This window comes from Oxyplasma meridianum (genome assembly GCF_038024865.1).
Taxonomy (GTDB): Archaea; Thermoplasmatota; Thermoplasmata; order Thermoplasmatales; family Thermoplasmataceae; genus Oxyplasma; species Oxyplasma meridianum.
The window spans coordinates 263,787-290,056 of record NZ_CP133772.1 but is presented as its reverse complement, the minus strand read 5'-3'; the positions used below and the strand labels follow the sequence as shown (position 1 = coordinate 290,056).

Genomic DNA, 26,270 nt, shown 5'->3' with positions numbered 1-26,270 from the left:
ATACTGATATATAAATTTGTCGTCCATGGTTGAGAATAGGGAAGAGATAAGGAAAAAACTGATTAAATCCTTCAAAAATGAGACAAAGCTTTCAATCATCATAATTCTATTCCAGAAAGGCAAACTTACCGCAACCCAGATGTCAAAGATCATAGGCAAATCCAGATCCAACCTCTATCAGAATCTCAAGGAGATGGTGGAGGAAGGAATCCTTGCGGAACCGGAATCAAAGGTAAGAAAAAACTTTGTTGAAAAATATTACTACCCGAATACGGAGATATTTGAGAGTTTCGATCCTGAGGACATGAAAAAGGAGTTGATAAAAGAGACTCCTGAGAATCTGAAAGGATACCTGCTCTCTTCACTCAACAGCCAGATTCTCAGGCTGAGACTAATTGCAGGAGAGATTGAAATGATGTCAGAGAAGGATGCTATTAAACTTCGAGATATATACTTCCAAGGCCATATTCTTTTTTCAAATTCATGGGTTTCAAAAGAAACATATGAAAAGGTGCTGAAGCATCTTAGGGAAGTCGTGAATAAAATGATTGATGAGGAAGATACAAAAAACTCCAGACACATGGAAGATGATACATACAACCTGATTCTGATTGCGATCCCAAGGTTGTGAGGAATTTTATCATAATATTTGAAACGTATTGGCTATTTTCTAAACTGTTTTTAAAGTTCTCGACTTTCAGTCCTTACATGATTCATAAAAATGAATATGGCGGATAAAAAAGGATCAACTACCTCTTTAAATATTAAGTTTAATTTAGGTTTTAATGGCTGATACCAAAAGTGTCGACAACTCTGGCGAGAATGAAAAGATTTTGGAAGAAATGATGGACCAGAATCAGGATGAAATTGTTGCGGATATAGTCAATTTTGTTACATTGAACCTGGATTACATGAGCCCGGATTCATATAATCTTCAGTATTTCTATAAAAAGTACTGGGAGTCAAAGGGAATAAAGGGTACTGTACAACCAGGAACTAAGTGGAGAAAATATATGGACGGAATTGAACAGAAAGCTACACAAAAATTCAGGAGCAGATCCTGAACGCGAATATACCCTTCGTAAACAGGAAAATTTTTCAGTGATTATTAAGTTTCAACTTGACTTTCAGGATTGGATTGATGATCACTTTCAATCAGGTAATTTAAAATAAAGAGAGATTGAGTGATCTATACTCAATTATGTCGGTACGAATTTCAATATTCTCTTTGGATATGGAATCCTTATCTTTTTAGGTAGATCTTTAGCGATAGACATTTTCTAAAACACCCACCCGTTTTCATGGATTCCATAATTAATTCAGAATTCACATGTTTTTAATAATCCATATAACATAGGATAAATTGCATAATTAATGACCTAATTATTCATGGGCAATTTATCACTTCTCATGTACATAATAAATTAAGGTCTCATTGAGAAATACAATCAGTTGAAGAGGTTTAAAGATAGAGTTGCTTATATGAAAAATATAATGGATTGGGATAGGATAAAACCCATATTGAATAATCTTTACAGGAATGATACAGGAAAATATGGAAGACCAAACTTTGATCCCGTATTCATAATAATATTCATGATAATCATGATCCTAAGATCATGATCCTGCAATCCCCGTATGGCCCCGTTAATGAGGCAATGGAAATGGAATCTCTATTCCAATATCATGTTCATCAACATTTGGGAATATCCTGAGACCATATCGGATGCAAGAACAATGTTTCTGTTTAAGGAGAGAATAGCCAACGACCACTTGGATAAGAAGGTGTGGAAAGAGATCTGGAAACAGTTCAATGAGAAGGGCGTAACTCTTAAGAAGATCACCCTACGGAATGCAACATTCATTCACATTCATCCAAACAGATCCAGGTCATGGCAAACACAGGAAGAATGGCGGTACAATCCCAATTGATCCTAAATTCTCGGTGAAGGATTCAAATGAAACAGATCAGCAAAAGGAAAAACAATCTGAGAAAGAACTCAAGGATGCAAGGAAACTTGACCAGAAAGAGAAAAAGAAAGCCATGGAACATGAAAGGAACAATGCAAATACAAGAAGATCAAAGGGGAGATCATGGACAGCGAAGAATAAGAGATTACACTTCCGATACAAGTTACATACAATACAGGATGCCCATAATGACATGATAATCAATTATTCAACCATAAAGGCTTAAGTGCATGATTCACAGATGGATCTATACATGCTTGGGATTGTCAACTACAAAAAAAAGAGATATTTCGGTGTTTCATGCATGGTAATAGATGCAACTATGGATGGTTCTGTAAAAGATCACAAGCTTACAATTGAAAGCATAAGGAGAAATCTCCGGATAACAAGAAAATGATCAAGGGGCGAAAGACCATATTCTGTTATCAAGGGTTAGGGTTAAGAACATGTTCATGTGCCTTGTTCACAATATCATGTGCATGATAAGAATGAAAAAGAGGAAATTGAAAATAAAAAAACAATCATTCATTGAGGATTTGGTAAGGAATTCATAACATCTTACATAAACATGAGAAGAAAGGCAAAATTAATAGGTTGTTGGAAATTGTCTATTGATGAGCCTTAAAGATTCACTGACTTTCAAGGGAACAATTGCCACCCAGCTTCTAAGGGACCAACACATATTAACAGTCGAGCTTTCCGAGGGGTTCCTTAACAACAGCATTGATGCCAAGAAATTCCTTGAGCACGTTGACTACTCTATCTATGTTCACTTTCCACTAGAGGATAATTATCTCATGCCTATTTTCAGACCGTTTCTGAGAAAATATCTTGAGTTTGAAGAGCCGATCAGGGTAATTTCTGGCGAGCATGCCACCATAAAACGTGAAAGGCAGCTGATCTACCGACCTAACATAACAGAATCCGATGAGGAGGTGGAGATTTCACCGGATGAACTTTTTGGGAAAGTTGGGGTTATTGCAAAAACACTCCTGCAACATGTTTACAAGGAGGAAAATGGTCTTTTCGAGCTCGTTGACTCCTACCTCCCAGAAAATGAAAAAAAGGAGCTTTCCATAAAACTTGAGGAGAACATGCCGATTCTTGAAAAGAATTTCCGGAAATAGATTAACTCTATGGCGCCCTGAAGATATAGTTGAATGTACTCTCGTTCAGGCATGTTGCGTTTATGTATTTTTTGACCCCAAATGATTCGATTATAGAGAGTGCATCTTTAACAGATGATTTCACTTCAGCGCTTTGTATCTTGTCCCACCTTGGTAACAGGTCAGTTTCTTCCGATGCATTGTGGTCAACCAGTAACCTGTAAAATAACGGAACTCTCTCCGCGACCAAGGATTCATTTCCCTGTTCATTCCATTTTATCATATTGGCAGCGAGAGTATCAATCAGCTTATGATCTGCTTTGATTCTTTCCACCCTCTGGTTGAATTGTTTCGAATCTGGAAAAGCATAAGCCTCCATGATCGGAAAGCAGACTTTTTCCTCAACCTCTATATGGCACTGCTTCACGTATGAGTAGAAGTTAACGAAAGCCTCATTTTCGTATGGCTTTTCCACAATCCATTTCGATTTCTTGATTGCAAGATGCTCGATCATCAGTATTTCAGCAAGATCCGCCATGTCTAAAACCTTATAGATATAGAATATAAAGCATTAATTTTTCTTACGTTTCGAGACTGCCATTTTTAGTTGATAAGAGATGTGCCATAGTGGTCAAAATAATTAGGAGAGTTTATGCAAGTTCTAAATACGCATAAATCAGAATCATGAGGTTTTCCAAACCCCCTACCGAAATTTTTTTCATGACCTCATGATTAAATGGCATGAATCTGCTACATTGGTATTTCCAAGAATGGTACAAGGAAGTTGAGGCACTTGGCCATCCTTTTTCAGGTATTGGAGATAGAATAGAGATAGAATGGACTACGAGAGGATTAAGCCAATCCTTTTAGGTCTGTATGAAAATGATACAGAAAAAGGAAAAGGGCCAAACTATGATCCGCTAATGATGATAAAGGTTCTGTTGCTTAAGCAGTGGTACAACCCTTCAAATCCACAGGTTGAGAGGGAGATCAGAAATTGCATATCATTCCTCAATTTCATTGGATATCATGATTCATTACTGGACAGGATCACCATCTGGTACTTCATGGAAAGGATTTCCAAAACAGGAGAGGGTTTTCATATCTTTAATGAGATAAGAGATCAGTTCATGGCCAAAAAGATCAGGGTAAAGAAGGGAAGGATGCAGGATGCTTCATTCATCTTGGCAGATATAGGTAATCATGGAAAGCCAATGGTAGATTCAAAGACACCAACATGGAAAGATGATGAATGGGCAACAAAAACAAAGAACCATGATCATCACTTCTGTTACAAGGCCCATGATCTTGTGGATGAGATCAAGATCATGGAGAATATGTCAGCAATGCCTGCAAATGTCCATGATTGGCAGATTGATCTCTCACTTCCAGTGTTATCTGTTATTAAGACAAGGTATAATTAGGACCAGAGGGCAAGGGCATCAATGGTACAATGGATAAAGCTGTTAGGTGTCACAAACTATCCATAAAGATCATCAATCGCAACATGGGCATCACTAGAAAAAGATCAAAATGCAAAAGACCATATTCTGTCATAAAGGCATTATTCCATGGTGGCCATGTATTTGTAATTAGAGTATCAAGGGTGATGGTTAAGAACATGTTCATGTGCTTTGTTCACAATATCATGTGCATGATAAGAATGAAAAAGAGGAAAATAATGGCACGAATCATTTATAGATGATCCGGCAAGGAATTCGTAACATTTTACCTAAACATGAAAAGAAAGGCAAAATTAATAGGTTGTTGGAAATTGCCACTGGTACAATGGCAGTTCATGAAAATCCTCTTGGAGAGGAGGCCAGTCCATCAATAAGTCTTATTGATGAGAGATACCCTCTTGAAGCACTGAAGATTATTGAAGATATCCTCAGGGCCTTCCAAATGACCCTGATTTCATAAATATAAAAGCATTTGCACTGCACGAAGCCGGAAGGAGCAACGAGGCTCTTCATATTATGGAAAAATGCCTGAAAATCAAACCAGATGACTATATGTTTCTCAGAAACAAGGGTCTTATTCTATACGATACCGATGAATACGAGGAGGCATTAAAACCACTGGAAAAGTCATACTCCATAAACAGCACCGATTCAACAAAACTTTACCTCGCGTCATCTAGCTATCTGGAATCAGACAACTATGAAAAAGCTTTGGAGTTTGCAAGGAAGGCACTGGCCATAGATCCAAAAGATGCTGAATTACACTATCTTCTTCATGAAATCTATGAATCACTGGGTGATAACAGCAGATCAGAAAAAGAAATTCAAGCTGCAATAAAGTTTGATCCAGATAATATAGACTACCGCATAGATTATGCTGAATTCCTCTTTGAGGAAGACGGAGGGGATGAAGCTCTAATAGAGCTTGATAAACTCACAATTAAGAACGGTAGTGACCCCTATTCCTATAATGAGAAAATCAGGCTTCTACATGATTATCAAGAGGATTCCCAGGCAATGAAATCATGTGATTATGCCATTAAAAAATGGCCAAATATATCCGAATTTTATTATCAGAAAGGATTAATGCTTATTGATTAGGAAAATTACAAAAAGGCACTTGAATTCATGGACCAGGCCCTGAAGATTCAAAGGGATGACGAGTATGAGCTGAAAAGGCTGATGGTGCTGGGGTTGCTTGAAAAATACATGGATGTCATTGATTCTGTAAATAAAAATTTTAGATTGATTACTGAACACTCTGAAGTTTTTCCTACATATGTAGAAGCCATGATAAATGAGGATTTGGTGGAAAAATCGGTATATATTGTAAAAGAAAATCTTAATAAAATAAAAATGGTAGACAAAATGGATCTAATCGAAGAGTACGCAGAAACAGGGAATATTGATAATGCTCTTGAAATATGCAACTACTGGTATGAAACCGCTGATGTTAAGGAACCACCATTAACAGCCAGAATTGTTGGGCTTTTTGTTGCTGGAAAATGGAATAAAGCTTTTGAGGAATCCAGATCGCTTTATGATAAAATAGGGCCGGAACTTAATGTGAATCTTAGGGGTTATGTTGCCAAAGAACTCTAAGCTATTGGAGAATACGAAAAGGCAATAGATCAAGTCAATTGGCAACTTCCAGAGAATTTTGAACAGTCGTATAAAAATCTTCTCCATATCATAAGAATAATTCTCGATATGAAAATTAATGGTAAAGACCATGGAATGCAGTATCTAAAGGAATTTACCGAAAGGGTGGGAAAGTTAGCTACTTCTAATATGATCTGGAAATTCCTTGCCCAGGGAAAATCTAAAAAAGATAAAATGCTTTATGATCTCCTGAATGAAGTTGCATCTTTTAAAGATGGGGATCAGGAGAAGATAATGATGCGTGATATGGTCATAATCCAAAGATCAGTACCCATCGGGGGAATGAGGGCATGGGCATGACCATGGATTTTGACCGCGGAACAATCCTTCTCAGAAATGTAAAAGATCCGTTAAATTGTATGATTTTTGATCCAAGGGTTAATGCCTATAGAGCCCCTGCCTACATGTACGCCAGGATAGCCAGTCAGTATCCGGATGTGGAAGACAGGGTATTCGAAAAATCCCAGAAAATAAAATTCTCTCACTCCGAAACACTAAGGGCATACCAGAAAAAAGCAATATCAAAATGGAAGGAAAATGGCTTTAGCGGAACCATTGTACTTCCCACAGCAGCAGGAAAAACACATATTGGTATTGAAGCCATCAGACTGCTTAGTAATAGCGTCCTGGTGGTGGCTCCAACTATTGAACTTATCCAGCAGTGGAGAACGAAACTGGAAAAAGTCTTTGGCATAAAGGTGGGGCAGATAGGAGGGGGAGAGAAGACATTTCTTCCTGTGACTGTTTCAACCTATGATTCAGCATTCCTCATGGCTGAAACACTGGGAAACAAATTCAAGCTTGTGATATTCGACGAAGTGCACCATCTGGCATCAGATCAGTACTTGAATATCGCAAAGATGTTCGCATCTCCTTACAGGCTTGGTCTCACAGCCACATATGAAAGGACTGACCTTCTCCATGAAAAACTGGAAGAATACATGGGGGGCAAGATTTTTGAAATGGGTTACGAGGAGCTGGAAGATTATCTTGCGGATTTCAGCATTATAAGGATTCCTGTGGAGCTAAATGATGAAGAAGAAGAGGAATACAGGACTAACAGGGAGATATTCCTGCGATACATCAGGAGGGAAAGAATAAGACTAAAAGGTCCATGGGACTTCGAGAAGTTCATAATGAGATCATGGAATCCTGAAGGCAGAGAAGCACTTCTTGCCTGGAGAAGATCCAGGGAGATAGCATTCAGTGCAAGGGTAAAAATTGATACTGTCAGGTATGTGCTCAGCAGACACAGAGGCGAAAAGACAATAATTTTTACAGAGGATACGGACACAGCATATCTCATTTCCAGGGAATTTCTTGTCCCCGCTCTGACTTACCTCACTCCAGGTCCGGAGAGGAAGGAATATCTTGATATGTTCAGGGAAGGAAAGGTAACCGTACTGGCAACATCAAGGGTGCTTGACGAAGGTGTTGATGTACCTGATGCAACAATAGGGATAGTACTGAGTGGATCAGGGAGTGCACGGCAGTACAGGCAGAGGCTTGGGCGTATACTCAGGCCCGGTTCAGAAAAAAAGGCAGTTCTCTATGAGATTGTTACGAAAAGCACTTCAGAATATGCCACTTCATCAAGGAGGAGAAAAGGTGTTCCCAACAGATCTGATGATAGTTAAAAGAACAAAGAATGGAATTGTTCGTCCAGTATTCCTCTCATCAGATTCGTCAGATCTGGCTCGGAGTGTTATTAGTTTCATGAAATCCTCCGTAAACCATAACATGGATTATATCGATAGAGGCAGAAAGGAGATAGAAGTCAGATCAAGGAATCACAAAGTCATTCGGGGACTCTTTTTGATCACTGAGAGAATGAGCAAATTCAAGCCTCCATCAGATCTTGATGCCTACACTATAAGAAAAAAGATCTTCTCCAGGACTCCGATTCCTGTACTTGACCAAACCCAGCGCATGAAAATTTTCATGGAGATAGCTGCTGAGATTGGAACAGATACATCCAGTGTGGAAAAGGCCATGTATGGCGACAAGGAAAGCGATCAGATTCTTATAGATCCTCCTGAGACTGATCCCGAGGAACTCTGCAGGTTGTTCAATCTGGAACAAGTTGAGACCATCCTGATGCACAGCGTATCCATGGATATTTTTAAAATCAAAGACTGGCACACTGTATTGAAAAGGATAAAATCTCTCGGGCTTCTCTGCACAATCAAGACAGGTGGCAATGAAATACAATCAATATCGGTTTCAGGCCCAATGTCAGTACTTGAAAGATCGGAGAGATACGGTATTAGGATGGCTAGGATCTTCAGGTCAATATGCAGGGAAAGACAGTGGGAGATTGAAGCAACCATCATGCTTAAAGAGAGAGATTCAGGGGGAAAGAAGACTTACAGTTTCAGGGCTGGAGACGAGATTTCAGATTATTTTCCTGAGTTCAGTGAGGATGAGGACAAACCTGATAGCAGATTTCCTGTAGTGTTCAATACAGATCCAGTCGCAGTTCCTGGTGGTGTTTTTGTACCTTACTGTTCATTGAACCTGGGTGAAAGAGAGATCCTCATCAACCTTTCAGTGCCTCAGTCCATTGATGAGGACAGGAAGATCAGGTCTTATCTATCTGGAAATGGCATTTTAATGGAAAACGTGTATCTTTTGTTTGGTTCGGATAAAAAGATAAAGGGTGAGATATGTTTCAGGGATTCCATAGGCTGGGAAGAGTTAATCCATGAGATAAGTGCCAGATACCCGGGATGGTCCACAGGCAATGAAATAAAAAAAGAAAAAAATGAAAATCCTGATAAAATGATTCAGATCAAACAGCATCTGGATATTACTTACCCGGATTCAGAGAAAATGTTGGATATAATCGAGGAAGCCGGATTATCACCTCTTGAGGTCCTAGAAACACTTGGATACACAGTGACCTGGAAGGGACTTTCCATGATTGTTCAAAAGAAAAACAGTAGTGGAGATGGGAAAAGGTAGGGCATTACATTCCCATCTGCAATATCAGGATTCAATAGCCATTTCACAAACAGCTTTTCTAAATCATGTACCATATTCTATTCCACTGGAATAGGTCCACTTCACTGATCTGGCAGAATGGAGAAGTAAGAATATCTGCATGTAAAAATATTAGTATTTTCCGCCCACTTTTTCATTGGCAATTCCTTTAGAAATGTTGCTTTTTCCATTCGATCTCCATTAATGAAAAAAGCTTCTTCAAAGCAATGGCAATTTCCAAAATTATAAGTCCATATAAATAATGTTGAAACCATGAAAGCGTCAGATCTTTTTGTAGAATGCCTGGAAAATGAGAAAGTGGATTATATATTTGGCATACCGGGAGAAGAGAATGTTGATCTTATCGATTCAATAGCCAAAAGTGGCATCAGGTTCATTCTTACAAGGCACGAGCAGGGGGCTGCCTTTATGGCAGATATATACGGCAGGATCACCGGCAGGCCAGGTGTTTGCCTCTCCACGCTTGGACCAGGGGCAACGAACCTTGTCACTGGGGTTGCAAATGCTCATCTGGATAAGATTCCACTGGTTGCAATTACCGCTCAGGCCAATACTGGGAGAATCCATAAAGAGTCACACCAGAACATTGATACAATTGCCCTTTTCTCCGGTATAACAAAATACAACAAAGCAGTTCTGAGGCCGGATACAATTCCGGAGATAGTGAGAAAAGGTTTCAGGATAGCATCACTTGAGGTTCAGGGTGCATCCCACATACAGCTGCCGGAAGATGTGGGTTCTGAACAGACCGATTCAAGACCTTTGAAGATTCTTGAAGCTCCTGTAGAATATGCAATAATAGATAATATAAAGAATGCGGCTGAAGTCATTAATTCTGCCAAAAATCCCATCATAATGGCCGGAAACGGTATAATCAGGTCCAACTCAATCCAGGCTGTATCTGATTTTATTCACAGGACCGGAATACCTGTTGTAAACACTTTTATGTCAAAGGGCATACTTCCATTTGAAGACGGACTGAATATGTTTTCCGTTGGTTACCGCCCTTTTCCTCATCAACTCAGGGTGTTGAACAAATCTGACCTTGTCATTGCGATAGGTTTTGATCTGGTTGAATACGATCCTGCTGTATGGAACAAAAACTCAGAAATCCCAGTTTTAAATATCCACACATACCCAACCGAATCAGATTCCCATTTTCCTGTCACAACCGAGGTTATTGGCGATATCAGCCACAGTGTGATCAACCTTGCTAAATTGGTTACACCAAGGAAAGAAATGGGAATTTTTGAAAGTATAAGGGAGGAGAGGAGGAAGGAATTCACAGATTACAGCAGAAAAGGTGAAGAATTGCCAAGGAAGATAATGAAGGTTCTCACAGATACCCTTCCTCCTGAAGCATGGGTCATTTCAGATGTTGGAATGCACAAGGTCTGGGTCTCGAGGTGGTATCAGCCCAAAATGTGTGGAAGAACCATTATATACAACGGCTTTGCCTCTATGGGTTCTTCTCTGCCGGCTGCAGTAGCCTGCAGCTTGATAAGAAGAAATGATCCGGTTGTGGCTGTATCCGGTGATGGGGGTTTTCTGATGAATATCCAGGAACTTGAGACTGCCAGGCGTCTGGGTGTCAACATAACCATTACTGTGTTCAACGACAGGACACTCACCCTGATAGCAGAGGAGCAAAAGGACAAAGGACTTAAGCCCTCCAACGTCTATTTCAATAATCCAGACTTCGGCATGCTTGCAAAGAGCTTTGGATCTTCATATTATTACTCGGACAGTGACTCTTCATATAGAGAAGCGCTAAAAGAATCTTTGAAAAACTCAGGGGTAAACATAATTGAGATCAGGATGCCATGAATGAATGGCGTTCTGATAACATATTGAATAAATCGTTTTCATGAATCATAATGGTGTCAGGAACTGAGCATTTCAAGATTCTGGCATTATAGAAAATGAAAGAATCATGGCACTGATGGATTTCATAAGAGTTATAAAGTATTTTAGCCTTAATATTTATGTCTATTAAAACAGTGAATCCTTACACCGGAAAGGAAATTCAGGAATATGAAGAGGTTTCAAAAGACAATGTAAGGGAAATGGTCAGCAAAATGAGGTTGGGTCAAAGTACATGGGGATGGAACATGGATTCAAGGGTGGATTATTTCAAAAACGTCCTGAAGCCAAACCTTCTCAAGAGAAGGGAGGAACTTGGGAAACTCATGTCCATGGAGATGGGAAAACCTATTTCACAGAGTCTTGCCGAAATAGACAAGTGCATAAAACTTGTTGATTATGCCCTGGAATCATTTAGGGAGTTTCTTGAACCTGAATTTGTTAAAACCGAGGGAAAGAAGACATATGTCAGGTTTGATCCTCTGGGTGTCATTTTTATAATAATGCCTTGGAACTTTCCATTATGGCAGGTTATGAGGGCTGCAGTGCCTGCAATGTTTGCTGGAAATGCAGTTGTTCTGAAACATGCCTCAATAGTGACAGGAACAGGTATGATGATCGAGGAAATATTTGAAAATGAAATGTTCAGGTCAATACCTGTTAGTGGATGGAAGGCACAGGAACTCATTAAATATTTTGACGGGGTATCTTTTACCGGTTCAACGCAGGCAGGTATATCTATAGCTGAAGAAGCCTCAAAAAACCTAAAAAAGACAGTACTTGAACTTGGGGGTTCTGATCCCTTTATAGTGCTTCAATCGGCCAATGTTTCCGAAGCAGCGGAAAATGCTTTATATGCAAGGCTTCAGAACAATGGTCAGAGCTGCATTGCCTCCAAGCGTTTCATAGTTCACGAAAATGTGTTTGATGAATTCAGGGAAAAACTGGCCGGGCATTTCTCAACTGTGAAAATAGGAGACCCCTTGATCAAAGACACATATCTTGGCCCTCTCTCTTCTTCAAATCAGGCAAATACAGTGAAGGAACAGATATCAGACCTCAGTAAGATGGGAAAAGTGGAGATTTTTGGCAAAGTTCAGGATAACATAATACCACCCACAATAGCAGAGTTGAGCAAGAGTTATCAGGAAGAGGTATTCGGTCCGGTGGCAATACTTATGAAATTCAGGGAAAATCAGGAGGCGTTGAGGCTTGCAAACGACGTCCCGTTTGGGCTTGGTTCCTCCATCTGGGGAAACAGCGAAGAGGCTGAGTTGCTGGCTCCAAAAATCCAAGCTGGAATGGTATTCATAAACAAGATGGTGGCATCAGATCCCAGGGTTCCCTTCGGTGGGGTCAAGAGAAGCGGTATAGGGCGGGAACTTTCAAAATATGGGTTGAAGGAATTTACAAATATAAAAACAGTCTGGGTTGACCACTGAACTAAAGAAATGTGGAATTTAAACCCGATTTAGATAACGCTGCTTCTTCCGCCATTTTTTATTATTGAATCCCTGATTTTGACCCATGCAATAATGAGTATGATTCCAGAGAGGACTCCACCAACAAAAATCTGCAGAATTCCAAGCAGAAGTGCAGGTACCTCTGCCCTGACGGCATTTCCATCGGTAAGGGGTTTATAAATGAAAACATAGTCCATAAACATAAGAATGAAGGGAAGGATTGCCAGAAATACGGTTATAAGCGCAAGAAAAAAGCCCAAAAGATTGAAAAAAAGGGCGATAAGTGCCAGTTTCCTCGCTGTGTCAAGATCAGGATCGTTTCTGTACATTTTATATAGGTGATTTTCCCAAACTAAATAAACTTGCAAGTTTGGTAATGATACATTTCTCATCCAATGATGGAATAACATACACAGGATGGTGCAGAAAAGTATCTTAAACAGGGTGGTATATGTTGACATGTGGCAAAATCACCTCTCTGGTCATTGCTGCCCAAAGGTCTGAAAATATCCGTCCTGATTTTCATATTGGTTCTCATTGCGGGAACAATAGGCTTCCATTTAATCCAGGGAAGGACACTTTTCACCTCCCTATACTGGACAGTTGAGACCGTAACCACAGTGGGCTACGGAGACATCCTTCCAACGGGTATTGCCGGAAGAGGGTTTGCCATCGGCATCATGCTGATGGGGGTCTCACTTGGACTCTATGCACTGTCCAGCATGGTGGGTTTTATGGTAAGCGGTGAATTTTCCAGAGTAAGGAAAGTGGTAAACTTGAACATTCAACTGGAGAACATAAAAGATCATGTTATAATATGTGGATATGGAAGGGTAGGAAGGAAAGCTGCGGAAAAGATGGACAGGCTGGGTTTGAAATACGTTATTGTCGACAAAAATAGAGATGTATACAACACACCAGAAAATGGGCACAGGCTTTTCGTCAGCGGGGACGCGACAATTGGAAGTGTGCTTTCCAGGGCAGGGATCGCCAGGGCATCATTCATAATTTCATGCATACCTGACGACAGTGTGAATCTTTACATAATAATGGAAGCAGTTGAAATGAATCCGAAAATAAAAACCATAGTAAGGGCATCCAGGGAAGAGAGTATAAAAAGATACAGAAAGGTGGGTGTGACTGAAGTTATCCTCCCGGAAGAGGTTGCCGCTGATCAGATGGTGAATTTCATAGTTGATGACTTAAGTTCCTGAATAATTCCTGTTATGATCTCATATTTTCCGCAAGCTGATCCTTTTAACTTCATGTGATGGCCCTTTTTCCATGATAAGGTGGGCATGATATTTTGTCGGGTTGATATTGTTTTTTAAATTGGGGCCATTGATGCTGTTCCAGATCCGGGTTGCTGTCTCCAGAGCCTCATCCTTTGAAAAATATGAATATTTGTGGAAGAAAGACCTGTTATCTTTGAACGCGGTCTCTTTAAGAACCAGAAAACGGTCAAGGTACCATTGCATTATATCTTCTTCCTTTGCGTCAACATAAATTGAGAAATCAAAGAAATCAGAAACAAAAAGTTCAGGAGCATCTCTGTATCCCGTTCCCTTGGAGGTCTGTAGCACATTAAGCCCCTCAAGGATTATTATGTTGGGTCTCTTCAAGATCTGTTCTTCTCCCTTAACAATATCATAAATCAGGTGGGAATATACAGGGGCTTTCACCTCTTCCTTTCCAGATTTTACATCGAAGAGGAATTTTAGGAGGTCACGAATATTATAGCTCTCAGGAAAGCCCTTGCGATCCATTATTCCTTTCTCCTTAAGCACTGAGTTGGGGTAGAGAAAGCCGTCAGTTGCCACTATATCCACCTCAGGTGTTCCAGGCCATCTTCTCAACAGTGCCTGAAGTATTCTTGCGGTTGTGCTCTTGCCCACTGCAACGCTTCCTGCTAGCCCTATAATGTAAGGGACTCCTCCGTCACTGTTGCCTAGGAACGTGTTCCGTGCCTCATAAAGCCTTTTGGACGCATTGAGATACAGATTCAGGAGTCTACTCAGAGGCAGATATACTTCCTCCACCTCCTTAATTGAAAGATTTTCGTTTATTCCCTTAAGTGTATCCAGATCATTCTCTGTCAGTGTCAGGGGCGTATTATCTCTTAGTTTTGTCCATTCCTGCCTGGTAAAGGTTATAAAAGGGGAAATATCATTTCTGTTCAATCAAACTAACCCCTGTAGTTAAAAACAGATAATCAACTTTAGCATTAAGAATTAGCGGCATTAAGCCCATGAATCCATGTTCACTGTTTTTCAATTTTCAACTTCTGCATTCTTTTATTTCTATTTTTAATTTTCCTGGACAGGAACTCAAACTCTTCCTGTGGTTGATAATTTCCATTCTATTCAGCCATTTTGAGATATTTCTCAGAATCTTCCACATCCCCAATTTTGGAAAAGGAACTTGAAAGCCAGATATAAGCCTTAGGAAAAAGGTTAACTGGCAGTCCCAGTTTGCCCGCCTCCAGGTAGCAGGGAATCACATCTCTTTCGTTACCACAGTTGTCAAGAGAGACAGCTTCCCAAAACCATGCCTATGAAGAGGCTGGATTTATAACTGGGACTTCATGGAAAACTTTCGCTGCAGCTTTAAACCTGTGAAGTTCTCTTAGTTCAACCCCCTGATCAAACAGCTCCTCACTTCTCATTAATCTCATCTCAACAAATAATTCATAAAATTGTAGCGCTGGGAGGGAGATTCGAACTCCCGAGCTACGAGAGCACAGGCTTTCCAGACCTGCGCCTTACCAGGCTAGGCTACCCCAGCTTCAACCATAGGATATAACTTCGATATTTAAAATTCCCTCCCCACTATCTGAAAAACAATAAAATTTGCTGGCATCTATTTTTAGAAACTATGTTATTTCATATATTCGAAAACAGGCATGGATATTGTTCTTCTGATGCCGGGCATAGTTCTAAGTTTGACAAGTACAAATTCAGAAAGGTCCTTCATGCTCTTATGAATTGAGAGCATAAGGAAATCCCATTCCCCCGAAACTATTGAACATGAGACTACATTTTCCAAGTCAGCCAGTTTCCTGCAGATATCTTTCTGTTCAACACCAGAGTTAGAATCGTAGCTTATAAATATGTATGAAAGAACAGGATACCCAATCTTTTCATAATCCACCTCAAGCGTGAACTTGGAGATATATTTCTCACGTTTTAATTTTTCCAGCCTTTCAAAGACAGTGGCCCTGGGTATCCCTGTCTTTATTGCTATCTCTGAAATCTTATCTCTTGAGTGATCTTTCAGGTAGTTTAAAATTTGCAAGTCCTTTTTGTCCAGTTTGTCCTGCATCCCTGAAACATGTGGTAAGAGGTTAAAGTAATTTTCCATGGTTTGTACCATGGGTATATCCATTCTGGCAGACTTTTGTAAATAGTACTAAAATTGATCCCAGGTAACATACTGGTATTCATAGTATGTAATCTTATGCATTTCCGTTATTCATCTAACTATATTCCAAAACATTGTCTCGTCAATGATTCGAAGGTACATTTAGAATCGCAGTCTTTTACTTCGCATTAAAAATGCAGATTTAAAGGACTTTCAAGGGCAGGGCAAAAAACATGAAACAACGCCGGGGGGGAGATTCGAACTCCCGAGCTACGAGAGCAATAGATCTCGAATCTATCGCCTTACCAGGCTAGGCTACCCCGACAGTGTTCTGGAAGCTTTACTATAAATATGAAAATTTGCATTATTTTTTTTGTTTAAGGTGTTCTTTCATAATGCAGTGGTCCATAACCACCAGAATGCCGGCATCTCTGGCCATTTTTGCTGCTTCATTATTCACCACTCCCTCCTGCATCCATATTGCTGAAGGCTTTCTCTTCAAGGCATCATTCACAATTGGGACAACTGCATCAGATTTCCTAAATATATCAACTATATCTATTTCCACATTTTCAGGAACAGCCTGGAGATCCGGGTAGGATCTTATGCCCTTCCACTCTTTCAGGCCTGGATTTATGGGAATGATATTGTAACCATGTTCTTTCAAATAGGTTGCTACTCCATAACTATCCCTGTCTGTCTTATCCGATATTCCTACGACTGCAATATTCCTTGCATTGTTCAGTATCTCCGGTATTTTATCTTCGTCATATGCCATTATTTAATATACAAATTACGTAAATAAATATGACCAATTGCGAAGGTTGAAGAAAGTGGATTATGTAAATATTTAAAAAAATGGTAAAGTAAATCTCATTATCATGCCTCTCGACCTTTAAGTTTAAATATGCAAATACACTTTGAAAACTCTATGTTTTGTCCAAAATGCGGTTCACTGATGTCCCCGTCCAAGGGTAGACAGGTATGCGGAAATTGTGGTTACGAGCAGAAAATCACCCGGAAAGATTCAGAGAATAACGAAATCGTCACTAAAAGCGGCGGGAAGGAAGTCATAATAATCAGGGAAGAAAAGTCTGCTGAACCACTTGATTCCGATGCTTCATGCCCCAAATGCCATGAAAGGGGTGCGTACTTTCTGCTTAAACAGACCAGATCGGCTGATGAGCCTGAAACAAAATTCTACACATGTGCACACTGCGGGTACAGGTGGAGAGAATACTAAATAGCATGAAACTTATTTCTTGAAATTTCTGCCCACATCATTGTTTTCAGGATTTGAAACCTGCCGCAAATTCACGTCTTCCGCTGATCAGTGCATAATCTAGGAAAAGTTATATAGAAAACATAAATCTGTTATCATATGGTATTGGATAGTCTCGCATCTTCGCTAAGGGAGACCATAAGGAAAGTAACAGGATCAAGCTATGTTGACAGTGAAACCATAAAAGAAGTTGTGAGGGATGTCCAGAGGGCGCTTCTCAAATCAGATGTTAACGTCAAGCTTGCACTCCAGCTGACAAAGAATCTGGAGACCAGGGCAAAAGAAGAAAAACCTCCTGCAGGCATGACCTCCCAAGACTTTCTAGTAAAGATTATTTACGAGGAACTTTTAAAAATTATCGGAAAAGATTCGAAACTTGTTCTAAAGCCCCAGGTGATAATGCTTGTAGGACTTTATGGGCAGGGCAAGACAACCTCGGCGGGTAAACTTGCAAAGTTCTTCAATAAGAAGGGCATGAGCTGTGGCCTCATAGCTGCAGATATACACAGGGCTGCAGCATATGAGCAGCTGGATCAGATAGCAAAACAGGTAGGCGTGCCATTCTTCGGCATAAAAGGAGAAAAGAATCCTGTTAAAATTGTGAAAGCTGGGCTGAAACAGCTTGAAAACATTCAGGTGAAGATAATTGATACAAGTGGACGGGATGCACTTGATGAAGATCTCATATCCGAGATCAAAGATCTAAAGCAGGTAGCATCTCCGGATGAGGTTCTCTATGTTCTTGATGCAACCATAGGTCAGCAGGCAGGACCCCAAGCCAGGGCAATAGATGAGGCCGTGGGGATCACAGGTGTTATAATAACCAAGATGGATGGAACTGGAAAAGGAGGAGGTGCATTAAGCGCCGTCTCTGAGATAAATTCCCCGATTTACTTCATTGGTACAGGGGAGCATATGGACGACCTTGAAATATTCAATGGAAACAAGTTTCTCTCAAGGCTCCTGGGGCTGGGTGACCTTGAAACACTCATGGAGGCATTTAAGGATACAAACATAACTGAGGAGGAGGCTGAGGAATCCCTGTCAAAGTTAATGTCAGGAAAATTCAACCTCATGGACATGTATGATGTGTGGGAAAAATTTGCCCAACCCAGCATTATGAGAAAGATGATAGACTCCTTGCCACTTGCAAAGATTCCAGGTGGAAACAAGATAAACCCCAATGATATTGAAACTGCTCAGAATAAGCTTTCAACTTACAGGGTCATAATGGATTCAATGTCTTACAAGGAGCTGGAAAACCCTGAAATCATAAACTCCAAACGTATACAGAGAGTCGCAAAGGGTTCCGGAACATCTGAAGTTCAGGTAAGGCAGCTTTTAAGGGAATATAAGGCAATGAAAGATAATCTGAAGATGATGAAGGGAAATCGCGGTTTCAAGAAACTGCTGAAGAATCAGATCAAATCCGGAAACTTTGGGCTGGATGAGTCCATGTTCAATTCCTGATCAGATTTCTCTGCCAAGAATGACTGCAAACAGTGCATATGAGGAGAGATGTGGTATCTCAATCCCGCCCTTTATGTTCTTGATCTTCTCTTCTATTTCACCATATGCGCTTCTAAACAGAAAGCATGATGATCTGTTTTGCTTTATATAATTGACAAGAAACTCATCTTTGTAAATTTCAACAGCATCTGACTGGCTGTTTTCCAGATAACTGGCTATTGCCTCTCCTGCCATATTTCCGGATTCAATGGACCTGTCGAACCCGAAAGGTATTATGGGATCTCTTAAACCTGCAGCATCTCCGGCATAAAGCATTGCTTCTCCATCGGTGAATGAGGTTTCTGGGTGCGAAGATTCCCATGTAAAACTGAATGTTGAGAAAAATCTCTCCTTTCCTGTAATTTTTTTTATAAAAAAATTCAATTCACTGTCTGGGTTATCTGAATTAACCTGATCTCCATAATATGCAATTCCCAGGTTTGCTTCAGGTTTTCTCTTTGGAATGTACCACATTATATTTTTCTTATCATACTGAATTGAAAATCTGCATTCTCTGGAATAGTCTCCGTTAAGGAACACCCGGTGACTTTTAACCTTGATTTTATCTGGAATACAAGTTTCTCTTCCAGTTTCTCCGGATGCATTCAAGAGGAATCTGCATATGAACTGAAGATTGATGTTTCCCTTTCTTGCATTTACAGTAATTTCCCCGTCAGTGTTCTTGGAATGGCTCAGGTAAAGCGTTCGTATGAATATGTCACAGCCATTTAGTGAAGCCTTTGCAGCATTCTCCTTATCAAATTTATCCCTTTCAAATACAACAAATCTATCATTTTTGATCCTCAGTGGAATCTCTTTGGTGGTCTCGTCAAAACTTAACAGCATCTCTTCAAATCTGTTGGACATAATATTTTCATGATCTGAGACCTTCAAAAAATCCATTATTGATTCCCTTGTCAGCTCTTCACATCTGATTGGATTTCCAATCTCGTTTCTTGAATCAATTATGGCAGTTTTGAAGCCTTTTGAACCCAGAATCTTTCCAGCTTCCGAACCAGCTGGCCCGGATCCTATTATCACTACATCATAACGCATATGATTCCTTACAGGTTTTGATATAACCTCTATTCATAAAATATTGCCTTTACATGTATGGAGAGGTTCCGTTAATAAAAAATGTTTGCAAAAAAGATTCTGAAAAAATTTTAAATATGAACCTATATTCAGAGCTAAGTTTGATTATTATGGATTCGAATCATTCATACGATATTGTTGTCGCAGGGGCTGGCCTCTCAGGATCGCTTGCAGCTGCAATGGCAGCAAAGCAGGGTAAAAAGGTACTTCTGCTGGACAGAAACAAGGAAAGTGAAGTTGGAAAGAAAACAGTGTGGGGGTGGCCCTGCGGCGATGCAGTTGCCGGATCTCACATAGATTTTGTTCAGAGGAAGACCGGCATAATTTTTGGTAAACCTGAACTGGACAGAAGGGTGGATGGAGTCATAGCTCTATCACCGGATATGGAGTCAAGATTTCCCTTTGATGGAGTGGGATATACATTGGACAGGCCAGATTTCGAAGCAAAACTTTTGCAATTTGCCTTAAAGAGCGGAGTCCAGTACCAGAGTGAATTTGAGGTACAGGGCCCGGTGATTGAAGACAATTTTATAACTGGAATCAAGGGAAGGAACAGCAAAGGTGAAAGCGCAGTTTATAGTGGAAAAATCATCATCGATGCACTTGGAGTCTCAACAGTATTGCGAAGAAATCTTCCGGAAAATCCCTTTGTTGACAGAACTGTAGATATAGATGATATTGAATCAACTGGCAGGTACATATATGAATTCGATCTTGATCACGAAGACCTGAATTTTTACGATCCTGACAATGCTATCATACATCTCAACAACGAGATAGCACCTGGCGGCTACGGATGGGTTTTTCCAAAGAGCGGCAACAAGGTCAACATTGGTCTTGGAGTGCAAAAGAGGAGTCTTGAAATAAGAAATTCAAAGATGAACAGGAAGGATAATCTCCAGACACTGATAGACAACTATGTAAAATGGAATCCAACGCTTAAAAACCTGAAGCTGTGGAATAAAAATGGAAATGGCAAGGGAATATGGTCTGTGCCTGTCCGGAGACAGATGGAGAGCCTTGTGTTCAACGGCTACATGGGCGCAGGGGACAGCATGGCTATGCCAAATCCCATCAGTGCCGGAGGAATTGGTCCGGCTCTTGTTTCAGGAATACTTGCAGGAGAGAACGCATCAAAGGCAATCGACAATGGAGATGTCAGCACTTCCGGCTTGTGGAACTATAACATAGACTACAATGATGCTTACGGCAAGAGAACTGCCGGAATGGAAGTTTTTAGAATATATCTTCAGTCTCTGAACAATAATATCATAAACTACGGGATGAAGAAGTTCCTAACAACAAAGGAAGCTTCTGATATAACATTGGGTCTTGTTCCCGAGCTTAGCCTGGCATCAAAATTCAAATTTGTTCTAAAGGGGATGAGCAACATAAATGCCTTTTCCAATATGCTATACGCTATAAACCGCATGAAGGAACTTAACAGCATGTATGAGGAATACCCCGAAAATCCCCAGGTGTTCATAAACTGGAGAAAGAAGGTTACTTCAATCATAGAGGATGCAAAGGAGAGATTCAAGCCCAATCCGGTTTGAAACCCTACCTCTTATTTTTGGCATAAAAATCGCAATATTTATTTATAAGGCACTGGCTGCATTTTGGGCCAATGGGCCTGCATATGGTTTTTCCGAATTCCACCATAACTGGGTTAAAACCCACCCATTCATCCTTTGGTACAATTTTCATAAGTACCTCTTCTGTCTTTTCAGGATTGTCATACTTTGACCAGCCAATTCTTTTGCTGATCCTCTGCACATGTGTATCAACAGCTATGGCGGGAATATTCATGGAATCGGAAAGAACAACATTAGCCGTTTTTCGTCCCACTCCCGGAATTGACATGAGTTCCTCCCTGCTTTCTGGCACCCTTCCACCATATCTATTCACTATTATTCCGGCTAGCTGGATGACTCTGGTCGCCTTAACCTTACAGAATCCAACCTTTAAGATCAGGGACAGGACATCATCGTATGAGGCAGATGCAAGTTTTTCAGCGGTTCCATACCTGTTGTAAAGGGATCTCGCCGCTGCATCCGTCACCTGATCTTTGGTTCTGTGTGACAGAAGTGTTGTCACCAGTACCCAAAAGGGATCCGAGAATTCGAAATGATGAGGGGGACTCATACTCTTAATGAGATCATATATGGTTCCGAAATTGCGCTTTGCATCAGTAATCTTCAATTTATCACCCTGTATTCATTCAGGTCCAGGCATCCATATTCAACATTCCTGATAAAGGATGCCACCACAAGATGAGCAAGCCTTATGTTGGTTAAAACCGGCAAACCCTTCCTTATGGCATGTCTCCTTATTTCAAAACCGTCTCTTATGGCACCGGAAAGCATTGTGGGGGTGTTGATTACCATATCCACCTCATCGTTGACTATAACATCCACAACGCTTGGTTTTCTCACATCATCCACCCTGTAAACAACAGTGCTCTCAATACCATTCTCAGAAAGAATCTTGTGGGTTCCCGGTGTGGAAAATAGTTTGCCTCCTGCTCCTGTTATGTCCCTTGCAATATCAAGTGCAGCTTCTTTGTCAAAATCATTCACTGTTATGAGAACTCTGGATATCCTCTTTACATCCAGTTTTGCCACCTTCATGGATTTCATTATGGCCTCCTCCAGGGACATTCCTATCCCTATGCCCTCGCCTGTAGACTTCATTTCAGGTCCAAGCACGCTATCCAGATCAGAGAATTTATTGAAGGGGAAAATTGGTACCTTTACAAAATAAGCGTTAATTGTGATATCAGCATATTCAATGGAACCGGTGATCATTGCATTTACAGCATCTCCAACCAGATCTTTTCCCGTTGCCCTGGAGACGAAGGGGACAGATCTGCTTGACCTTGCGTTCAGCTCTATGACATATATCTCATTATCTTTGACTGCTATCTGTAAATTTGAAAGGCCATTAAGGCTGAAATCAATGGTCATTCGATCCACAATTTCAAAGATTTTCTTCCGTATCTGTTCATTAACAGTGTCGGGACCAAGTACCATTGTTGCATCTCCGGAGTGGGTTCCAGCCTCCTCTATATGTACAGAGATTCCATATACAAGACTCTGTTTCCCGTTGGAGACAAAATCCACATCCATTTCTGTTGCACCGTCAATATAACGGCTTATGAGGACAGGAAAACCAGGTCTTTCCCTGAATACTGCCTGTAACCTCTCAGAAACATCTGCCGGTTCATAGACAATATCCATGGACCTTCCGCCTATTATGAAACTGGATCTCACGATCACAGGAAGTCCTATAGAGGGGAGTTTTTCATACATTTCATCAATGTTTCTCACAGTCACGAACCCTGGCTGCCTGATACCTATTTTTTCAAGTCTTGAAGAAAATTCAGTTCTCTCCTCTATCCTAACAATCTGGGAGGGTTTTGTTCCAAGGAACAACTCCTCACCAAAAATTTCTGCAAGATCCAGAGATATATTTTGCCCGGTCTGCCCGGAGAACTGTATTATTAGACCATCCGGTTTTTCCCTGTGTATTATGTTTGAAATATGTTCAATGGTTAGCGGCTCAAAATAGAGCTTGTCAGATATGTCAAAATCGGTTGATACAGTTTCCGGATTGCAGTTAACCATTATTGTATAATAACCAGATTTGCGAAGGTACTGAACGGCCTTCACTGCACCATAGTCGAATTCCAGACCTTGGGATATACGGTTGGGGCCAGAACCCAGCACCATGATCTTCTTTCTGTCTGTCTGAAAGAGGGATGATTCATCCTCCTCAAAATATGTTGAATAGAGGTAGGGAATCTTTACCTGGAACTCCCCTGAGCATGTGTCTATGCCTCTAAAGCATGGGGTTATACCGTTCTCAATACGGTATCTGATCAGATCCTTTTCGCTGATCCTGGAGAATGAAGAGATTATAGAATCAGGAATTCCAAGACTTTTGCATTCACTTATATTTTCCGGAATTTCTCCAATCCCGACTTTTTTCAGGGCAGAAACAATATTTGCAATTTTATAAATGAAGTAACCGTCATAACCTGTCATTCTTATTATTTTTTCCACTTCATAACTCCTGAAAATAGCTTCGAAAATTGCATATATTTTTAGATCTGAAGGTCTGGATAGCAATCTATCCAGATCATCACTACCAAGGTACATCCTCAACTTCCTGGATTCAGGGTTATCAAGGGAAGCAATGGCTTTCATAAGTGCTTCTTCAAAGGTTCTTCCAATGCCCATGACCTCTCCTATGGATTTCATCTGCACGCCAAGCGTCCTGTCAACAGAAAATTTGTCGAAAGGCCACCTTGGTATCTTTACAGTAACGTAATCCAGCGAAGGTTCGAAGGCTGCATAGGTTGTTCTGGTAATGGGGTTGAGTATCTCAGTGAGATTATAACCAAGTGCAATCTTTGTTGAGATTCTCGCTATTGGATATCCGGTTGCCTTTGATGCCAGTGCTGAAGATCTTGAAGTTCTGGGATTGACCTCAACAACATAGTATTTCCCTGATGTGCTGTCAAGTGCAAATTGTATGTTGCATGCCCCTCTAATACCTATTCCGCCTATGATCCTCAAGGCAGCATCCCTGAGCATATGATATTCAATGTCGCTGAGCGTCTGGGAAGGAGTTACAACTATGCTCTCTCCTGTGTGCACACCCATAGGATCAAGATTCTCCATGTTGCAGATAATGATGCAGTTTCCAGCATTGTCTCTTATTATCTCATATTCAATCTCTTTCAGGCCGGCTATGGATTCCTCCACGTCAATCTCATCCTGATCCGTTTCAGTGAAAAGCCGTCTGCAGAAATTAAATAATTCTTCTTTGGAGTTGAAAATTGATCCGCTTGTGCCACCAAGAGAAAATGATGTTCTTACTATAACGGCTTTGTCCGGAATAGAACCAAGGTCCTTATAATACCAGTCTCTCCTGATTGTCCATGACCTTGCAACAGGTTCACCCATGTCAAGCATGAGCTTGTGGAACAGATCCCTGTTCTCGGCAAGCATTATGCTTTCAAGTGGTGTTCCTATTATCCTTAAATTCTCATTCAATAACCCTGTTTTGCCAATAGAAACAGCCAGATTCAGGGCAGTCTGCCCTCCCATTGTGGGAAGTATTGAATCTATATTTTCCCTTGAAATGATCTCTTTTATTGTCTCAACATTCATAGGCTCCATATATATGCGGTCTGCCATGGTGTAATCTGTCTGGATGGTTGCCGGATTGGAATTAAGGAGGACAACCTGAATGTCATCCTCTTTGAGAGACATGCACGCCTGAGACCCTGCATAGTCAAATTCAGCCGCCTGCCCTATCACCACTGGCCCTGAACCAATAACCAGAACTCTCTTTATGCGTTTATCTCTTGGCATGATGATCCTCCAGGTCCTTTTTAAATCTGGTAAAAAACCATCTGGCATCGTGCGGTCCAGGAGAGGCTTCCGGGTGATACTGAATTGAAACAGCCATGCCACTCTCTGTCTCCATCATTTCAGGGGTACCGTCGTTTATATCCCACTGTGTAACCTTCAGATCTGTTTCTACAAGGCTTTTGCCATCCACTGCAAAACCGTGGTTATGTGAGGTAATCCATATATGCGTCCCATCTGTTACAGCATGGTTGGACCCTCTATGCCCAAAAGGCATCTTGAAAGTCTTACCTCCCAGTGCAAGAGCCATGATCTGATGCCCAAGGCATACCCCGTAAATTGGAACTTTACCATAACTTTCCCTAATAAACTTCCTGGTCTTTTCAAGGGAAACATGATCCGGATCTCCAGGTCCGTTTGATATGAATACTGCCTCATATTTCCCGGATTCCGAAGAAAAATCATGGTCATATGGAACAACCTTGAGGTTTCCAAGACGCCCTATATCCTCGAGGAGGCTCCTCTTAGTCCCCATGTCAATGAACAGTATTTCATGTTCCTTTCCGGAATCCAATTTAAAAGCCTCTTTACGTGAAACCTCGCCAACAAGATTTCTGTCCATTGGATCGGGCCATTCCAGATCCTGGGTAGCAGTGCCGGTAATCCAGCCCTTCATCACTCCATGTTCCCTTATCCTCCTCACCAGACTTCTGGTGTCAACGCCATCAAGAAACGGAATCTTATTTTCAGAGAGGTAGCTGTAAAATTCTTCTCTGATCTCCATGGATGGCAGGATTGCGTGAATATCTCTGGCTATTATTCCCGCCACCTGTATCCTGTCAGATTCCATCCGTCCAAGTTTCAAGGGGTAATTCCCAATGGTTGGGGAGGCAAAAACAAGTATCTGTCCCCTGTATGAAGGATCCGTAATGGATTCCATATAGCCTGTCATGGATGTTGTGAATACCACCTCACCATAGGCATCATCAAACTCTGAGTTGGTTTCCCCGGCTATTTTCGTCCCATCTTCCAGCAACAGGTATGCTTTAATTTAAATTACCCCCGAAAATTGGAAAAAAAGAGAAATATGATGGAACATTTCCAATAATATTGCT

The 26,270-nt window shown here is 40.7% G+C and carries 29 protein-coding genes and 2 tRNA genes; 20 read left to right on the top strand and 11 right to left on the bottom strand.

Going from position 1 to position 26,270, the window contains the following annotated elements; translation table 11 throughout:
- Window positions 1-25 precede the first annotated feature (25 nt).
- The 7 genes from OXIME_RS01510 (at window position 26) to OXIME_RS01480 (ending at window position 3,098) form a co-directional block, all read left to right on the top strand.
- Entirely contained in the window at window positions 26-631 is a 606-nt protein-coding gene (locus tag OXIME_RS01510; RefSeq protein WP_393971722.1) for a winged helix-turn-helix domain-containing protein, read from the top strand.
- Window positions 632-785: 154 nt separating this feature from the next.
- Complete coding sequence (locus OXIME_RS01505) at window positions 786-1,064, top strand: hypothetical protein (protein WP_393971721.1); 279 nt, start codon at window positions 786-788, stop codon at window positions 1,062-1,064.
- Window positions 1,065-1,452: 388 nt separating this feature from the next.
- Window positions 1,453-1,623 carry a hypothetical protein gene (locus OXIME_RS01500; RefSeq protein WP_393971720.1) on the top strand — a complete coding sequence of 57 codons (171 nt, stop codon included), beginning with the start codon at window positions 1,453-1,455 and terminating at the stop codon, window positions 1,621-1,623.
- 15 nt (window positions 1,624-1,638) lie between these two features.
- Window positions 1,639-1,932 carry a hypothetical protein gene (locus OXIME_RS01495; RefSeq protein ID WP_393971719.1) on the top strand — a complete coding sequence of 98 codons (294 nt, stop codon included), beginning with the start codon at window positions 1,639-1,641 and terminating at the stop codon, window positions 1,930-1,932.
- 13 nt (window positions 1,933-1,945) lie between these two features.
- Window positions 1,946-2,197: a hypothetical protein gene (locus tag OXIME_RS01490; RefSeq protein WP_393971718.1), complete on the top strand. Its 252-nt coding sequence runs from the start codon at window positions 1,946-1,948 to the stop codon at window positions 2,195-2,197.
- Window positions 2,198-2,368, top strand: a complete 171-nt coding sequence (locus OXIME_RS01485; RefSeq protein WP_393971717.1) for a hypothetical protein — start codon at window positions 2,198-2,200, stop codon at window positions 2,366-2,368.
- A 217-nt stretch (window positions 2,369-2,585) separates the two neighbouring features.
- Window positions 2,586-3,098, top strand: coding sequence for a hemerythrin domain-containing protein (locus OXIME_RS01480; protein ID WP_393971716.1), 513 nt, complete (start codon window positions 2,586-2,588; stop codon window positions 3,096-3,098).
- A 7-nt stretch (window positions 3,099-3,105) separates the two neighbouring features.
- On the opposite strand, the gene OXIME_RS01475 is transcribed toward OXIME_RS01480, so the two are convergent.
- Entirely contained in the window at window positions 3,106-3,615 is a 510-nt protein-coding gene (locus tag OXIME_RS01475) for a hemerythrin domain-containing protein (RefSeq protein ID WP_393971715.1), read from the bottom strand.
- 298 nt (window positions 3,616-3,913) lie between these two features.
- Here OXIME_RS01475 and OXIME_RS01470 point away from each other — a divergent pair, with 298 nt between their 5' ends.
- From OXIME_RS01470 to OXIME_RS01430, 9 genes are all read left to right on the top strand, one after another.
- Complete coding sequence (locus OXIME_RS01470; protein ID WP_393971714.1) at window positions 3,914-4,501, top strand: transposase; 588 nt, start codon at window positions 3,914-3,916, stop codon at window positions 4,499-4,501.
- 364 nt (window positions 4,502-4,865) lie between these two features.
- Window positions 4,866-5,000 carry a hypothetical protein gene (locus OXIME_RS01465; protein ID WP_393971713.1) on the top strand — a complete coding sequence of 45 codons (135 nt, stop codon included), beginning with the start codon at window positions 4,866-4,868 and terminating at the stop codon, window positions 4,998-5,000.
- Window positions 4,997-5,641, top strand: a complete 645-nt coding sequence (locus tag OXIME_RS01460) for a tetratricopeptide repeat protein (protein WP_393972229.1) — start codon at window positions 4,997-4,999, stop codon at window positions 5,639-5,641. The genes OXIME_RS01465 and OXIME_RS01460 overlap by 4 nt, the downstream gene beginning before the upstream one ends.
- 93 nt (window positions 5,642-5,734) lie before the next feature.
- Window positions 5,735-6,142 carry a hypothetical protein gene (locus OXIME_RS01455; RefSeq protein ID WP_393971712.1) on the top strand — a complete coding sequence of 136 codons (408 nt, stop codon included), beginning with the start codon at window positions 5,735-5,737 and terminating at the stop codon, window positions 6,140-6,142.
- Window positions 6,143-6,250: 108 nt separating this feature from the next.
- Window positions 6,251-6,502, top strand: coding sequence for a hypothetical protein (locus tag OXIME_RS01450; RefSeq protein ID WP_393971711.1), 252 nt, complete (start codon window positions 6,251-6,253; stop codon window positions 6,500-6,502).
- Window positions 6,493-7,839: a DEAD/DEAH box helicase family protein gene (locus OXIME_RS01445; protein ID WP_393971710.1), complete on the top strand. Its 1,347-nt coding sequence runs from the start codon at window positions 6,493-6,495 to the stop codon at window positions 7,837-7,839. The genes OXIME_RS01450 and OXIME_RS01445 overlap by 10 nt, the downstream gene beginning before the upstream one ends.
- Window positions 7,811-9,166 carry a DUF790 family protein gene (locus tag OXIME_RS01440; RefSeq protein WP_393971709.1) on the top strand — a complete coding sequence of 452 codons (1,356 nt, stop codon included), beginning with the start codon at window positions 7,811-7,813 and terminating at the stop codon, window positions 9,164-9,166. Before OXIME_RS01445 ends, OXIME_RS01440 begins: the two co-directional genes overlap by 29 nt.
- Before the next feature lie 291 nt (window positions 9,167-9,457).
- Entirely contained in the window at window positions 9,458-11,032 is a 1,575-nt protein-coding gene (locus OXIME_RS01435) for an acetolactate synthase large subunit (protein ID WP_393971708.1), read from the top strand.
- 158 nt (window positions 11,033-11,190) lie between these two features.
- Window positions 11,191-12,510 carry an aldehyde dehydrogenase family protein gene (locus OXIME_RS01430; RefSeq protein ID WP_393971707.1) on the top strand — a complete coding sequence of 440 codons (1,320 nt, stop codon included), beginning with the start codon at window positions 11,191-11,193 and terminating at the stop codon, window positions 12,508-12,510.
- A gap of 29 nt (window positions 12,511-12,539) precedes the next feature.
- Here OXIME_RS01430 and OXIME_RS01425 read toward each other — a convergent pair whose 3' ends face one another.
- Entirely contained in the window at window positions 12,540-12,860 is a 321-nt protein-coding gene (locus tag OXIME_RS01425) for a hypothetical protein (protein ID WP_393971706.1), read from the bottom strand.
- A 132-nt stretch (window positions 12,861-12,992) separates the two neighbouring features.
- Between OXIME_RS01425 and OXIME_RS01420 the strand changes: the two genes are divergently transcribed.
- Window positions 12,993-13,745, top strand: coding sequence for a potassium channel family protein (locus tag OXIME_RS01420; protein WP_393971705.1), 753 nt, complete (start codon window positions 12,993-12,995; stop codon window positions 13,743-13,745).
- 18 nt (window positions 13,746-13,763) lie between these two features.
- On the opposite strand, the gene coaA is transcribed toward OXIME_RS01420, so the two are convergent.
- The 5 genes from coaA to OXIME_RS01395 all read right to left on the bottom strand — a co-directional run bounded on the left by coaA (window position 13,764) and on the right by OXIME_RS01395 (window position 16,669).
- On the bottom strand, window positions 13,764-14,711 hold the full coding sequence (gene coaA, locus OXIME_RS01415; RefSeq protein ID WP_393971704.1) for a type I pantothenate kinase: 948 nt from the start codon (window positions 14,709-14,711) through the stop codon (window positions 13,764-13,766).
- 521 nt (window positions 14,712-15,232) lie between these two features.
- Window positions 15,233-15,315: transfer RNA gene (locus OXIME_RS01410), tRNA-Ser, on the bottom strand.
- Between the two features lie 93 nt (window positions 15,316-15,408).
- Entirely contained in the window at window positions 15,409-15,891 is a 483-nt protein-coding gene (locus OXIME_RS01405) for an Lrp/AsnC family transcriptional regulator (RefSeq protein WP_393971703.1), read from the bottom strand.
- A 242-nt stretch (window positions 15,892-16,133) separates the two neighbouring features.
- Window positions 16,134-16,216: transfer RNA gene (locus OXIME_RS01400), tRNA-Ser, on the bottom strand.
- A 39-nt stretch (window positions 16,217-16,255) separates the two neighbouring features.
- Window positions 16,256-16,669, bottom strand: a complete 414-nt coding sequence (locus tag OXIME_RS01395) for a CoA-binding protein (RefSeq protein ID WP_393971702.1) — start codon at window positions 16,667-16,669, stop codon at window positions 16,256-16,258.
- A gap of 153 nt (window positions 16,670-16,822) precedes the next feature.
- On the opposite strand from OXIME_RS01395, the gene OXIME_RS01390 reads away from it, so the two are divergent.
- Entirely contained in the window at window positions 16,823-17,134 is a 312-nt protein-coding gene (locus OXIME_RS01390; RefSeq protein WP_393971701.1) for a transcription factor S, read from the top strand.
- A gap of 138 nt (window positions 17,135-17,272) precedes the next feature.
- The gene (locus OXIME_RS01385; protein ID WP_393971700.1) at window positions 17,273-18,643 is read left to right on the top strand and encodes a signal recognition particle protein Srp54; all 1,371 of its coding nucleotides are present in this window, start codon (window positions 17,273-17,275) and stop codon (window positions 18,641-18,643) included.
- On the opposite strand, the gene OXIME_RS01380 is transcribed toward OXIME_RS01385, so the two are convergent.
- Complete coding sequence (locus OXIME_RS01380) at window positions 18,644-19,738, bottom strand: FAD-dependent monooxygenase (RefSeq protein ID WP_393971699.1); 1,095 nt, start codon at window positions 19,736-19,738, stop codon at window positions 18,644-18,646.
- Between the two features lie 149 nt (window positions 19,739-19,887).
- On the opposite strand from OXIME_RS01380, the gene OXIME_RS01375 reads away from it, so the two are divergent.
- Window positions 19,888-21,333 (top strand): NAD(P)/FAD-dependent oxidoreductase, encoded by a 1,446-nt coding sequence (locus tag OXIME_RS01375; protein ID WP_393971698.1) that lies wholly within the window; start codon window positions 19,888-19,890, stop codon window positions 21,331-21,333.
- 4 nt (window positions 21,334-21,337) lie between these two features.
- On the opposite strand, the gene nth is transcribed toward OXIME_RS01375, so the two are convergent.
- The 3 genes from nth to carA are packed head-to-tail and all read right to left on the bottom strand — an operon-like array spanning window position 21,338 to window position 26,191.
- Window positions 21,338-21,979: an endonuclease III domain-containing protein gene (nth, locus tag OXIME_RS01370; RefSeq protein ID WP_393971697.1), complete on the bottom strand. Its 642-nt coding sequence runs from the start codon at window positions 21,977-21,979 to the stop codon at window positions 21,338-21,340.
- Window positions 21,976-25,158, bottom strand: a complete 3,183-nt coding sequence (carB, locus tag OXIME_RS01365) for a carbamoyl-phosphate synthase (glutamine-hydrolyzing) large subunit (RefSeq protein WP_393971696.1) — start codon at window positions 25,156-25,158, stop codon at window positions 21,976-21,978. Before carB ends, nth begins: the two co-directional genes overlap by 4 nt.
- Window positions 25,145-26,191, bottom strand: a complete 1,047-nt coding sequence (carA, locus tag OXIME_RS01360; protein ID WP_393971695.1) for a glutamine-hydrolyzing carbamoyl-phosphate synthase small subunit — start codon at window positions 26,189-26,191, stop codon at window positions 25,145-25,147. Before carA ends, carB begins: the two co-directional genes overlap by 14 nt.
- Between the last annotated feature and the right edge of the window lie 79 nt (window positions 26,192-26,270).

Excerpts from the sequence above, each read along its gene's own strand:
- OXIME_RS01510 (WP_393971722.1), top strand. The coding sequence starts at position 26 with ATGGTTGAGAATAGGGAAGAGATAAGGAAAAAACTGATTAAATCCTTC.
- OXIME_RS01505 (WP_393971721.1), top strand. The coding sequence starts at position 786 with ATGGCTGATACCAAAAGTGTCGACAACTCTGGCGAGAATGAAAAGATT.
- OXIME_RS01495 (WP_393971719.1), top strand. The coding sequence starts at position 1,639 with ATGGCCCCGTTAATGAGGCAATGGAAATGGAATCTCTATTCCAATATC.
- OXIME_RS01480 (WP_393971716.1), top strand. The coding sequence starts at position 2,586 with ATGAGCCTTAAAGATTCACTGACTTTCAAGGGAACAATTGCCACCCAG.
- OXIME_RS01475 (WP_393971715.1), bottom strand. The coding sequence starts at position 3,615 with ATGGCGGATCTTGCTGAAATACTGATGATCGAGCATCTTGCAATCAAG.
- OXIME_RS01470 (WP_393971714.1), top strand. The coding sequence starts at position 3,914 with ATGGACTACGAGAGGATTAAGCCAATCCTTTTAGGTCTGTATGAAAAT.
- OXIME_RS01465 (WP_393971713.1), top strand. The coding sequence starts at position 4,866 with ATGGCAGTTCATGAAAATCCTCTTGGAGAGGAGGCCAGTCCATCAATA.
- OXIME_RS01450 (WP_393971711.1), top strand. The coding sequence starts at position 6,251 with ATGAAAATTAATGGTAAAGACCATGGAATGCAGTATCTAAAGGAATTT.
- OXIME_RS01445 (WP_393971710.1), top strand. The coding sequence starts at position 6,493 with ATGGGCATGACCATGGATTTTGACCGCGGAACAATCCTTCTCAGAAAT.
- OXIME_RS01435 (WP_393971708.1), top strand. The coding sequence starts at position 9,458 with ATGAAAGCGTCAGATCTTTTTGTAGAATGCCTGGAAAATGAGAAAGTG.
- OXIME_RS01430 (WP_393971707.1), top strand. The coding sequence starts at position 11,191 with ATGTCTATTAAAACAGTGAATCCTTACACCGGAAAGGAAATTCAGGAA.
- OXIME_RS01425 (WP_393971706.1), bottom strand. The coding sequence starts at position 12,860 with ATGTACAGAAACGATCCTGATCTTGACACAGCGAGGAAACTGGCACTT.
- OXIME_RS01405 (WP_393971703.1), bottom strand. The coding sequence starts at position 15,891 with ATGGAAAATTACTTTAACCTCTTACCACATGTTTCAGGGATGCAGGAC.
- OXIME_RS01395 (WP_393971702.1), bottom strand. The coding sequence starts at position 16,669 with ATGGCATATGACGAAGATAAAATACCGGAGATACTGAACAATGCAAGG.
- OXIME_RS01390 (WP_393971701.1), top strand. The coding sequence starts at position 16,823 with ATGTTTTGTCCAAAATGCGGTTCACTGATGTCCCCGTCCAAGGGTAGA.
- OXIME_RS01385 (WP_393971700.1), top strand. The coding sequence starts at position 17,273 with ATGGTATTGGATAGTCTCGCATCTTCGCTAAGGGAGACCATAAGGAAA.
- OXIME_RS01380 (WP_393971699.1), bottom strand. The coding sequence starts at position 19,738 with ATGCGTTATGATGTAGTGATAATAGGATCCGGGCCAGCTGGTTCGGAA.
- OXIME_RS01375 (WP_393971698.1), top strand. The coding sequence starts at position 19,888 with ATGGATTCGAATCATTCATACGATATTGTTGTCGCAGGGGCTGGCCTC.
- carB (WP_393971696.1), bottom strand. The coding sequence starts at position 25,158 with ATGCCAAGAGATAAACGCATAAAGAGAGTTCTGGTTATTGGTTCAGGG.